Origin of the sequence: Geobacter hydrogenophilus, assembly GCF_018501225.1 — a bacterium.
In the GTDB taxonomy this organism is placed as follows: domain Bacteria; phylum Desulfobacterota; class Desulfuromonadia; order Geobacterales; family Geobacteraceae; genus Geobacter; species Geobacter hydrogenophilus.
The window spans coordinates 675,030-687,531 of the sequence record NZ_JAHCZI010000001.1; the positions used below are offsets into that span (position 1 = coordinate 675,030).

Below are 12,502 nucleotides of genomic sequence, written 5' to 3' on the forward strand. Positions count from 1 at the left end.
CTCATCTGGTCGTCACCATCCCCGGTTCCGACCCATGCTTATCGAAGGAGTAACTGATTTTTGATAGAGCAACCTGTATACCAAAACGGTGAAAATGTTTTGACCAATAGATAAAACCAGCAATTACAGCAAGTTGCACGAACAATTCATTCAAGAAGGGAGAATAAACTTTGAGAGATTGTTAACGGTATTTTTGCAGAGGTGCGAGGAGGGGAGGGATAGCGAACGGCGTCACGGGGGCTCAGGAGACCACCCATTGGACACAACATGCTAATATTACTATTATTTTTTGACTTACAGCACCCCCCCTTGCAGGAGTGCAAGGGGGATGCGGTGGTATTTTGCAGAAATGCAAATAAATGAAAAACTACTAAGGCTACTCCTCCCGGCGTAAGTTATACTTTTTCATCTTCCGATAGATGGTGGCCATGTTCATCCCGGCCTCCCGGGCTGCGGCCTCCACGTTGCCGCGGTTTTTTCGCAGAAGCCCCCGGATGTAGTCCATTTCGAAGCGGGAAAGGGCCTGGGCGTAGTCCCCCTCCTCACCTTCCGCTTCGATGATCGCATCATCCTGGGGTTCGGGGAGCTCGATGAACTGGGAAAGGACCGGCAACGTGATATAGTCGCCCCCCTCCATGGCAGTGCAGGCCTCGATCACGTTTCTGAGCTGGCGGATGTTGCCGGGCCAGGCATAGCCCACGGCCGCCTCCAGGGCGTCGGGTGCCAGCCCTTTGATGGCGGTGGCGAATTTCTTGTTCTGCAGGGCGATGAAGTGGGCCGCCAGGAGCGGGATATCTCCCTTGCGCTCCCGCAGCGGCGGGAGATGGAGGTTTACCACGTTGAGGCGGTAGTAGAGGTCCTCCCGGAAGGCGCCGCTCTTGACCCCTTCCCGCAGATCGGCATTGGTGGCCGAGATGATCCGCACGTCCACCTTGGTGGGTGTGGTGTCGCCGATGCGGAGAAACTCCTGCTCCTGGAGAAAGCGGAGGAGCGTCTTCTGCACGTTCATGGGGAGGTTCCCCACCTCGTCCAGGAAGAGGGTCCCCCCGTCGGCCGCCTCCAGAAGCCCCTGGCGGTTTTCCTTGGCGCCGGTGAAGGCCCCCTTCCGGTAGCCGAAGAGTTCGCTTTCCAGGAGCGTCTCCGGCAGTGCCCCGCAGTTGATGGCAACGAACTTTTTCTCCTTGCGCACCGAGTTGTAGTGGATCGCCTGGGCGATGAGCTCCTTGCCGGTCCCTGATTCGCCGGTAATGAGCACCGAGGTGTCGCGGATGGCGATTTTCTCCACCTTCTCCAGGACCCCTTTGAGCCCGTCCGAGGCGCCGATGATGTTGTCGAAGCGGAACTTCCCCACCAGCTCTTCGCGCAGCTCCCGGTTCTCCTCCAGGAGCTCGGTGTGCTTGAGGGCGTTTTTCACCCGGTAGAGAAGCTCCTCGGGCTCGAAGGGCTTGGTCAGCATGTCGTAGGCGCCCCGGCGCAGGGCCTGGATCGACATCTCCACCGTGGCGTAGGCGGTGATCATGATGACCGGGATAGCCGGCTCCTTGGCCTTGATCCGCTGGAGCACCTCCAGACCATCCATACCCGGCATCTTGATGTCCGAGACCACCAGATCCCAGTCGCCGGGCCGAAAGTCCTCCACCGCCTCGAAGGAGCGGGTGTACCCCTTCACGGCGTAGCCGCTGTCCAGGAGCACGGCCTCCATCATCCGGCAGAGCCCTTCCTCGTTGTCGATGAGCATGATGCGCTTGTTTTCGGACACGTCTCAACCCCTATGGGAAAAATTCGTTCCCGCTGCCCCTCAGAACTCGTCCCGCTCCACCGGCAGCTTTACAATCACGTCGGTCCCTTTCCCCACCTCGCTCAGGATGCTGATCTTGCCATGGTGCATCTCGATGATCTGCTTCGTGATGGCAAGGCCGAGACCGGTCCCCTTGGCCTTGGTGGTAAAGAAGGGCTCGAAAATCTTTTCGATGTCCTCGGATGGAATTCCCGCCCCGTTGTCGCTGAAGACGATGGTCACGTACCCCTCGGCGTCCAGGAACGATTTCACCGTCAGGGTCCCTTCCCCGGACATGGCGGCTCCGGCATTCAGGATCAGGTTTATGGCCACCTGTCGGATCTGGTCGCCGTCTACCATGACGCGCGGCATTTCGGGGGAGAAATCCTTCACGACGGTCACATGGTGCATGTCGGTGTGATTGGCGGCGAAATCGACGATCTGCCTCAGGAGGTCATTCACGTCGGTCCACTCCAGGGCCGGCTTGGGGGTGCGGGCATAGGAGAGGAGATCCTGCACGATCTTCTTGCACCGTTTGCTCTCCCGCTTGATCTCGTGGATGTATTTGTAATTGGGGTCATCCTCGCCGGTCTTTCCCTCGATGTAGGAAGCGTAACCGAGGATGACGCCGAGGGGATTGTTGATCTCATGGGCCACGCCCGAGGAGAGAACACCGAGGGACGCCATCTTCCCCTGCTGGGCGAGACTTGACTCCATTTCCTTGTTCTGGCGGATCATGGCGGTCATCAGGTTGAAGGCGGAGGCCATCTCGCCCAGTTCGTCCCCCATATCCACCTCCATCTGCTCGTCGAGCCGCCCTTTCTTCACCTTGCGGATAACATCGATCATGTGGTTGATGGGGTCGGTGAGGACCTTGGCAGCAAGGAAAACAAGCCCCGTGGCCACGATGCTCGTGACAATGGTCAGCAAAGTCATGGAGGCTGCAATGCGGCCCCGGATCTTGTTGGCCTCCCCGTAGAACTCATCCTCGTAGGAACCGACTGCCACAATCCATCCCCACGGTTTGAAGTAGTCGTAGCGGACTATTTTCATCCGCGGGTCCTTTTCCCCGGGGTTGAGCCAAGGGTAGCGGATCCAGCCCCGTTTCTTCTCAACCATTTCCTTGATGAACTTGTGGCCGCTGGAATCAACGGCATTGAGAAAATTCTTCCCCTCTCCGCCCGGGTGAACAGTGAAGTTCCCCTTGTCGTCCATGCAGAAAATATAGCCGGTATCCCCCACCTTCTTGCTCTTGATCTTATCCTTCAGTTCCTGGAAAGAGCGGCGCTCAAAGGCGAGGTCTTCATAGGTCTCCTCCAGGTAGCCGCCCGAGGCGATGATCCAGTCCCACTCCCGGAAATAGCGGTAGGCAACCACCTTGTTGCGGGGATACTTGTCGCCGAGCATCGGGTTGCGCCACGGGTAGACGATGTAGAGGATCTCGCCGGGTTTGGACTTCAGGGCGTTCTCGCACATGATCCGGATGAAGGGGCGGCCGTTCTCGTCCTTCTCCTCGTAGACGTTCTCCCCCTCCCGGGCGATGTGTACTTCCAGCTTCCCCTTGGTGGTCATGGCGTAGATGTAGCCGGTCGTCCCCACGTTGACCCGTTTCAGGGCCTTGCGGGCCTCCTCCTTGGCGGTCCGGAGGTCGACCTTGCCGCTCTTGTACTGGCGGTGCTGGGCCTCCACCATGTTGTAGGCAAGGGTGGTGAGGGTGGCAAGCTCCAGGTTGGTGCTCCGCTGCTTGTCCTGCTTGTAGACCTGGAACTGCTGGTAGTGGGAATTGAGGAGGTCGATGGTGAAACTGGCCATGTGGGCCAGGTCGTCCTTGCTGGTCTGGGTGATCCCCCGGTAGGCCTGTTCGGTGGAAATGTAGCTGATGACCCCCCCGACAAGAACAATCGGAACCGTCACGAGGGGGAGCACGAGCACCAGCATCTTCCAGCGCAGCTTCAGGTTGTTCATGAAGGCGAAAAAATAGCGGCGCACGGGATCCCCTGTCCTGAAAGCTAGCGAACTCAAAGGACATAGTATGTATACACCATAAAAAAATCCAGCATTATTTGCAGATTTGCAAAAACGCTGCAGGAAAATCTGAGAGGGGAGGGGATGAATCCATGGGGAGGGAACAGCAGGGGGATTTTCAGCGGACTTTCAGGGTCTCCTCCACCGCCGCCGGCAGCAGCGGGTGGGCGAAGTAGAACCCCTGCACCTCGTCGCACCCCCGCTCCTTGAGTAGCTCCAGCTCATCCTCATGTTCGACCCCCTCGGCCAGGACCCGCAGCCCCAGACTGTGGGCCATGGCAATGACAGCCTCGACAATGGCCCGGTCGTCCAGATCCTTGACGATGTCCCGGACAAAGGAGCGGTCGATTTTGAGGCGGTCGATGGGAAAGTGCTTGAGATAGCTGAGAGAGGAATAGCCGGTGCCGAAATCGTCGATGGCCAGGTGTATCCCCCGGACCTTCAGGTCGATGAGGGTCATGATGGATTCCTGGGCTCCGGCCATGAGGGAGCTTTCGGTCAGTTCCAGTTCCAGGAGCTCCGGATCGAGCTCCGTTTCCTCCAGGACCCGGTCGACCATATCGATGAACCCCGGCTGGTTGAACTGGTGCCCCGACACGTTGACCGCCACCCGCACCGGCGGAAGCCCCGGCTGCTGCCACTGCCGGCACTGGAGACAGGCGGTCCGCAGGACCCACTCGCCGAGCCGCCGGATGAGTCCGGTCTCCTCCGCCACCGGAATGAAACGATTCGGGCAGATAAGCCCATCTTCTGGATGCTGCCAGCGTACCAGGGCCTCGAAACTGAAGATCCTTCCGCTGCGTAGCTCTATTTGTGGCTGGTACTCCAAGAAGAACTCGTCGTTGGCGAGGGCACGGTGGAGGCTCCCCTCAAGGTGGCGGCGCTCCCGGGCCTCGCGGTTCAGCTCCTCGGAGAAGAAGCTGAAGGCGTTTCGCCCCTGCTCCTTGGCCGCGTACAGAGCCATGTCGGCGTGGGTCAGGAGGGTGTCGCCGTCATCGCCGTCGCCTGGGGAGAGGGCAATGCCGATACTCGTCGAGATGAACAGCTCCTTGTCGTCGATCTCGAAGGGGGTGTTGAGCAATTCGAGGATGGAATGGGCGAGGCTCCCGACGCTCCTCTTGTCGCGGAGGCCGGTAACCAGAAACACGAACTCGTCGCCGCCGAGCCGCGCAAGAAACTCGGTGGAACGAAGATTGCCGCCAAGCCGGTCGGCAACAGCCAACAGGAGCTGGTCGCCGTAGGCATGCCCCAGTGTGTCGTTGATGTCCTTGAACCGGTCCAGATCGAGGAAGAGAAGGGCGATCATGCCGCCGTCGGTACGGCTCCGCTGAATGGCCTGGGTGAGCTTATCCTGAAAGAGGCTGCGGTTGGGAAGCCGGGTAAGGGGGTCGTAGAAAGCCAGCCGGCGGATCTCCTCCTCGGACCGCTTCCGCTCGCTGATGTCGTGGGCGATGCAGACAATCCCCACCACCTCGCCGGTGGGGCTCCTCATGACCGCTCCGGAAACGGAAACCGGGATGGCGGCACCATCCCTGGCGAGATAGATGAGTTCCCGTTCCGGCACCTGCCCCCGCTCGGCCATTTCACGCAGGAGTTCTCTTTCCTCCGCACCGCCGGCGACAATCTGGCCGAAGGGACTCCCCAGGAGTTCTTTTTCGCCGTACCCCAGAAGGGTACAGAGGGCCGGATTGACGCTGATGATCGTCCAGTCGGTGGAGAGGATGACGAGGGAATCGGCCATGGACTGGATCACGTTATCGAGGAAGTTCTTCGCCGTGACGATCTCGTTCTTGGTGAACTGCAACTCCCCTGTCATCCGGTTGAAGGCGGCGGCGAGGGTGCCGATCTCGTTACGGGCCGTCACCTCTATCCGCGTATCGAGAAGCCCCTGCCCCACCTGTTCGACGCCGTCGTGGAGAAGCGCTATGGGGCGGGAAATGGAAGCGGCGATGAGGGACCCGCCGCCGATGGCGAGGATGAGAGCAACCAGCGATGCCCCGGCAATGGTGAACTGCGCCGTTCTGATCGCTTGCCGCACCTCGGCCTTGGCGGCGTCGAGTTCCTCGCTCTTGTGGGCAAAGGCCTGACTGACCGCCGCGAAGAAGACCCTCTCCTCCCCTTGGGACCGCTCACGAATGCTGCGAAGCTTCGCCACCGGGGCTTCCGACAGGACCAACCGCAGATGCGCCCTGCTCGTCTCGAGAAGCCTTCGTCCGGCTCGATCCACGTCGGCCACCAGAGAGCGTTCTTCGGGGTCGAGGGAAGAACTCAGCGACTGCAGCCGTGCGAGGGCATCCTCGAGAGTCTCGATTCCTGACGAGGCCAACACAATCGAGTCCCCTCGCCGCGCGGCATCGCCCCTCTGTCTCACGATAAGGGCATGCTCGGCGGATGAGGAAACGATGCGAAGCCCGGCAAAGCGGAGGTCCTCCAGCGTCCTGAGGACAGGGAAAACCTCCTCGGCAACCCGGTCGAACTCACCGCTGATTTTTGTAATGGCACGGCCGCCGAAGTATCCCACCAGCGCGGTGAGCAGGGCGAAAATGAAGCAACCCGCCGTCAACGTGGTCCGTATCCGCATGTTGTCCAACTATCCTTTCCTTGGCCGGTGCGTATCCATGGGGACAAACAGCTCCTCCCGAACTTCACCTATACTATTATATCGGCAAAGAATCGAAACTTTTTACTCTGAAACCGGAAAAGTTTCCTGCACGAAATTTCGGTTCGCCTTGTGGGCCTGGCCATGACGCAAAACGCCCCGGAAACCTCCGGGAAAATACCGGGGATTCCGGGGCGCAAACCGTAAAGCGTTAAAACAATCAGCCGTTGATGAGCCGGTCCAGCTCGGCGATGAGGTCGTCGGCCTCCTCAAGCCCCACCGAAAGACGCACGAGCGTGTCGCCGATGCCGCGAGCGGCTCGCTCCTCGGGAGGCATGGCCGCGTGTGACATCTTGGCCGGATAGGAGATAATGCTCTCCACCCCGCCGAGGCTCACGGCGAAGGCGGCCAGCTTCATCCCCTCCAGGAGCCGGCGGGTAACCTCCAGGGAGTCGAGGGCAAAGGAGAGGACCGCGCCCGGACCCGAGCTCTGGCGACCATGGATTGCGTGGCCGGGATGGCTCGAAAGGCCGGGGTACAGCACCTGGGTAACCCGCTTCTCCCCCGCCAGCCACGAGGCGATGCGGGCCGCGCTCCGCTGGCTCTCCTCCATCCGCACCCGCAGGGTCTTGAGTCCCCGGAGCACGAGCCACGAATCCTGGGGGCCGAGGATGGCGCCGAAGGCATTCTGGATGAAGCGAATCCGCTTCCCCAACTCCGGGTCCTTCACCACGGCAAAGCCGCAGATGACGTCGCTGTGGCCGTTCAGGAACTTGGTCCCACTGTGGAGGACGATGTCGCACCCCAGCTCCAAGGGCCTCTGGAGGTAGGGAGTCATGAAGGTGTTGTCCACCAGCGTTATGGCGCCCCGCTCCCGGGCGATGCGGGCCGCGCCTTCCAGGTCGGTGATCTTGAGGAGCGGGTTCGACGGGGACTCCAGGAAGAGCCCCTTGGTCTCGGGCCGGAACGCAGCGGCGATGGCGTCCAGATCGGTGGCATCCACAAAGGTGGACGTAATGCCGAGGCGGCTGAAGAGCTGGGTCAAGACCCGGAACGTCCCTCCATACACATCCTCGCAGACCACCAGGTGATCCCCCGGCGAAAAGAGAAGCAGCACCGACGAGATGGCCGCCATCCCCGAGGCGTAGGCAAACCCGCGGGTTCCTCCCTCCAGTTGGGCGATGGTCTCCTCCAAGGCCTCCCGGGTGGGGTTGTCGGAGCGGGCATAGTCATACTTGCCGAAGTGGTCCACCGACTCCTGACGAAAGGTGGAGGTCTGGTAGATGGGGATGGAAACCGCCCCGGTGGTCGGGTTGATCGTGTGGCCGGTATGGATGATGCGGGTGCCGAATTTCATGAGATTCTCCTTTGGTTATCCTTCAAAAGCCTGGGCCAGGTCGTTGATCAGGTCGTCCACATCCTCGATCCCCACGGAGAGGCGCAGGAGTACGTCGTTGATCCCAAGCCGCCGGCGCAACTCGGGCGGAATATCGGCATGGGTCTGGACCTGGGGGAAGGTAATGAGGGTTTCCACCCCGCCGAGGCTCTCGGCGAAGGATATCACCTTCGTCCTGAGAAGCAAACGCTCCACGAGCGCATGCTCGTCCACCTCGAAGGCGATCATGGCACCGAAGCCCCGGGACTGGCGGGCGAGCAAGTCATGGCCGGGGTGGTCGGCAAGGCCGGGGTAGTAAACCTTCCGCACCCGCGGATGGGCCGCGAGCCATTGGGCAATCCGGGCCGCGTTCTCCTGCTGCCGGTCGAGGCGCACCGAGAGGGTCTTCATCCCTCGAATGGTAAGCCAGGAATCTTGGGGACCCAGGACCCCACCCACCGAGTTTTGGAGGAAGTAGACCCGCTCGGCCAACTGCGGGTCCTTCACCGCCACGAGGCCGGAGACCGTGTCGTTGTGGCCGGCCAGGTACTTGGTGGCGCTGTAGACGGTGATGTCGGCCCCATGGTCGAAGGGGCGCAAGAGATAGGGGGTGAGGAAGGTGTTGTCCACAATGTGGAGAAGCCCCCGCTCCCGGCAGAGGGCCGACAGGGCAGCGATGTCTGCCACCTTGAGGAGCGGATTGGTGAGGGACTCCACGAAGAGGGCCTTGGTTTCGGGACGGATGGCTTGGCGCACCGCCTCCACATCGCTCGTGTCCACGTAGGTGAAGGAGAGCTCGTACTGGGTGAAGATCTGGTCGAAGAGGCGACAGGTGCCGCCGTAGAGATCCTCGGTCACCACTAGGTGGTCACCCTTTTTGAAGAGCAGAAGGAGGTTGGCGATGGCGGCCATCCCCGAGGCGTAGGCGAAGCCCCTGGCGCCCCCCTCAAGGCGGGCGATCCCCTCCTCCAGGGCCTGCCGGGTGGGGTTGCCGGAGCGGGTATAGTCGTAGCCGGTGCTCTGGCCGAGCCCCGGGTGCCGGAAGGTGGCCGTCTGGTAGATGGGGACCGTCACCGCGCCAGTGCGGGTGTCCCACTCAAGTCCGATCTGTGCTGTCTGGGTTGCGATATTCATGATTGTTTTGCCTCCTGAATGAAAAAATCCCCTCCCGGGGTGCGGAAGAGGATTTTTCGCCGTAGCGGCGGCAACGCTCTTCCTTATCTCCCGGAACGTTGCCGTCCCGCAGGATTTGGCACCTTCCCCTTGCGGGGGGTTGCCGCGACGTCATAGGGCCAGTCCCTCGGTCGCTCGTGATAAGAAATGAACCTATTCAGTTGTTAGCAGACTCTATTGTTAAGCTATTTACTAAAGATACCTGAGAGAAACTCTAGCAAAGGAGTCATATATCGTCAACCTATTTTTTTACATCGCCTTACCCGACAATACCGCCAGCATCTCGTCGTGGATGAGGCCGTTGGAGGCCAGGATACAGTGGTCGTCGACGGAAAACGGTTCGCCGGCGTGATTCGTGACCCGCCCCCCCGCCTCGGTGACCAGGAGCTGGCCGGCAGCCACATCCCACGGCTTCAGCTTCAGCTCCCAGTAACCGTCAAGACGGCCGGCTGCCACGTAAGCCAGATCGAGGGCCGCGGCCCCGGCCCGGCGCACGGCCCGGGCGGCAAACTGGAAGCTGAAGAAGTTGGCGAAGTTGTTCTCGTTGTCGCGGGTCCGGTCGTAGGGGAAGCCGGTGGCCAGGAGGCACTGCTTGAGGGGCTGACGGGGCGAAACACGGATGGGCCTGCCGTTCACGAAGGCCCCCTCCCCTTTCACGGCGGTGAAGAGTTCGTCCATGACCGGGTGGTAGATGACACCGAGCCTCACCTCGCCGTCGATCTCCAGGGCGATGGAGACGCAAAACCAGGGAAAACCGTGGGCGTAGTTGGTAGTGCCGTCAAGGGGGTCCACAATCCAGCGGTGGCGGGACATCCCCGCATCCCTGGTCCCCTCCTCGGCCAGGATGCCGTGGCCGGGATGGGCGCCGCGGATGGTGGCGACGATCAGGTCCTCGCACGCCCGGTCCACCTCGGTGACCAAATCAGTCTCCCCCTTGAAGCGGATCTCGTGCTCCTCCCAGAGTCGCTCCCGCTGGATGGCGCCGGCGCTGCGGGCGGCCCGGACCGCCGTCTCCAGAAATGCCTTCATCATGATTCCTCCGTGGCTTTGTGTTTGCCCGTAAGAATAACACGGAGCAACGGAGCACACGGAGGAAAAACCTATAGTGATTATTCCGCAACGGGGAATGTCAAGGTGAAGGTGGTCCCCTCACCCACAACGCTCGCCACGGCGATGGTGCCGCCGATGCTCTCCATAAGCTTGCGAGTGATGAAGAGGCCGAGGCCGGTCCCCTCACCCGGCTCCTTGGTGGTGAAGAAGGGGGTGAAGATCCGTTCCAGGGCGTCAGGGGGGATGCCGGGCCCGGTGTCGGCCACCTGCACCGTCACAGCCGCTTCACTCTCCTGGACCGAGCGAAGGAAAAGCGTTCCCCCTTCACCCATGGCCTGAAGGGCGTTCATGACCAGGTTGATGATGACCTGTTTCACCCGGTTGCCGTCGGCCGCGATGAAGGAGAGCCGGTAGTCCATGTCCTCGACGATGCCGATGGACCGCTTCCCCGCCTCGAAGCGAAGGAACGTCATGACCTCGCCGATGACCTGGTTCACGTCCGCCTCGGCCCTGCCTGTTCCTTCCTGGCGGGCAAAGGAGAGGACCCCTTTGGTCAACTCCGCCAGGCGGTGGGCCTCCTCGTTGACCCGCTCCACCATCTCGCGGACAAATTCGGGCAATTCTTCCTCCCTGAGAATCATCTGGGTGGCCGAGACGATGACCGACAGGGGGGTGTTCAGCTCGTGAACCACTCCAGCCGTCATTCTTCCCAACTCCGCCATCTTCTCGTTGAAGGCAAGCAGCTCCAGGAATTCCCCTTCCGCGTTGCCGTTGTCGGAGAGATATTTTGCCAGTGCATCCGCCATGGGTCCTCTGGTCCAGACCGGTTGAATAGGGTGCCACGTTTCTGTAGGCACGAGGCATGCCATAAATTTAAAACGATTTATCAGGTAGTTACAACACTGCTTCACCGGTCAGGGGAATAACTGCACAGCATTTAGGCAACAAATCGCCCACAATTGAGGCACAAAGAAAGCCGCCCCCCTGGAGGGGCGGCTTCGGGTAATGTGAAGGACGCGGATCAGTTGTAAGCGGATTCGGAATGCTGGGTCTGGTCGAGCCCCATGATCTCGTCTTCCTTTTCCACGCGAAGCCCGATGGTCTTGTGGAGGACAAAGGCAATGACAAGAGTGACGATGAAGGCATAGGCGCCGGCGGCTACGACCGCGATCACCTGGGTGATGAACTGGGAGACGTTGCCGGAGAGGAGCCCCGTGGCCCCCACGGTGGCGAAGATACCGGTGGTGAGGGCGCCGAAGGTCCCTCCCACGCCGTGGACACCGAAGGCGTCGAGTGAGTCGTCATACTTCATCTTGGCCTTCAGCAGCACGCCGCCGTAGCAGACCACGCCCGCGGCAAGCCCCATGAGGATGGCAGCGCCGGGCTGCACGAAACCGGCGGCGGGGGTGATGACGACCAGGCCGGCAACGACACCGGAACCGAAACCGAGGGCGGAAGGCTTACCGGCGTGGATCCATTCCGCGATCATCCAGGAAAGGCCGCCGGCGGCCGGCGCGATGGTGGTGGTGGCAAAGGCGAGGCCAGCCAGCCCCCCTGCCGCATCGGAGCAGTTCGGCCCGACGATGGCGGAACCGGCGTTGAAACCGAACCAGCCGAACCAGAGCATGCCGACGCCGAGCATGGTCAGCGGCAGGCTGTGGGGGGCCATCCGCTCATGGGGAAATCCGTGCCGCTTGCCGAGGAAGATGAGAAACGCCAGGGCCGAAATACCGGAGGAGAGGTGCACGACAGTGCCGCCGGCGAAATCGAGGGCACCCTTCTTGAAGAGCCAGCCATCGGACATCCAGACCCAGTGGGCCAGGGGGTCGTACACCAGGGTGGTCCAGAGGAGCACGAAGACGCAGTAGGCGGAGAACTTCACCCGCTCGGCCAGGGCGCCGGAGATGAGGGCAACGGTGATCATGGCGAACATGCACTGGTACATGGCGAAAACATACTCGGGGATGGCGCCCGGCGCGGTCGGCACGTTCTGGAAGAGGGCGTAGACCGGGTTGCCGTCCTTGAAGCTGATGAGACCGTTCAGGAGCGCCTTGCTGAGGTTGCCGATGAGGCCGCCACCTATATCGGGGCCAAAGGAGAGCGAGTAGCCGAGCACGGCCCACTGGACCCCGACGATCCCCATGGCGACGAAGGAGTGCATGATCGTCGAGAGGACGTTCTTGCCCCGGACCATGCCGCCGTAGAAGAAGGCAAGACCCGGAATCATGAAGAGGACCATGGCGGCGGAGACGAGCATCCAGGCGGTGTCGCCGGTATTGAGGACCGGATCGACGTTTTTCGGTGCGGCAGGGGCTGCCGGAGCAGCGGCGGAAACCGCGGCAACAGCGGGCGCCGGGGCAGCCTTCTGGGCCGATGACAGGGCAGCCTGCGCCGGGGCAGCGGGCTTCGCCTCCTCTGCAAGGAGGACGACCGGGAGCAAGAGCGCGACGGTTGCCAGCAACGTGACAAATGATAGTTTAAACTTCATTGGATACCTCCATGG

8 protein-coding genes and 1 riboswitch are annotated in these 12,502 nt (G+C 61.3%); all 8 genes read right to left on the reverse strand.

Annotation, left to right across the window (positions count from 1 at the left end; translation table 11 throughout):
• Nucleotides 1–376: 376 nt before the first annotated feature.
• Nucleotides 377–1,759: a sigma-54-dependent transcriptional regulator gene (locus KI811_RS02990; protein ID WP_214185000.1), complete on the reverse strand. Its 1,383-nt coding sequence runs from the start codon at nt 1,757–1,759 to the stop codon at nt 377–379.
• 39 nt (nt 1,760–1,798) lie between these two features.
• Complete coding sequence (locus tag KI811_RS02995; RefSeq protein WP_214185001.1) at nt 1,799–3,766, reverse strand: cache domain-containing protein; 1,968 nt, start codon at nt 3,764–3,766, stop codon at nt 1,799–1,801.
• 154 nt (nt 3,767–3,920) lie between these two features.
• Entirely contained in the window at nt 3,921–6,383 is a 2,463-nt protein-coding gene (locus KI811_RS03000) for an EAL domain-containing protein (RefSeq protein ID WP_214185002.1), read from the reverse strand.
• Nucleotides 6,384–6,621: 238 nt separating this feature from the next.
• Nucleotides 6,622–7,758, reverse strand: coding sequence for a trans-sulfuration enzyme family protein (locus KI811_RS03005; RefSeq protein ID WP_214185003.1), 1,137 nt, complete (start codon nt 7,756–7,758; stop codon nt 6,622–6,624).
• A gap of 15 nt (nt 7,759–7,773) precedes the next feature.
• Entirely contained in the window at nt 7,774–8,910 is a 1,137-nt protein-coding gene (locus KI811_RS03010) for a trans-sulfuration enzyme family protein (protein WP_214185004.1), read from the reverse strand.
• 80 nt (nt 8,911–8,990) lie between these two features.
• Nucleotides 8,991–9,096: riboswitch (SAM riboswitch) on the reverse strand.
• A 102-nt stretch (nt 9,097–9,198) separates the two neighbouring features.
• Nucleotides 9,199–9,978: an inositol monophosphatase family protein gene (locus tag KI811_RS03015; protein ID WP_214185129.1), complete on the reverse strand. Its 780-nt coding sequence runs from the start codon at nt 9,976–9,978 to the stop codon at nt 9,199–9,201.
• Between the two features lie 80 nt (nt 9,979–10,058).
• A complete protein-coding gene (locus KI811_RS03020; protein ID WP_214185005.1) occupies nt 10,059–10,805 on the reverse strand; it encodes a sensor histidine kinase in 747 nt (248 codons plus the stop codon).
• A 215-nt stretch (nt 10,806–11,020) separates the two neighbouring features.
• The gene (locus KI811_RS03025) at nt 11,021–12,487 is read right to left on the reverse strand and encodes an ammonium transporter (protein ID WP_246551238.1); all 1,467 of its coding nucleotides are present in this window, start codon (nt 12,485–12,487) and stop codon (nt 11,021–11,023) included.
• Nucleotides 12,488–12,502: the final 15 nt, after the last annotated feature.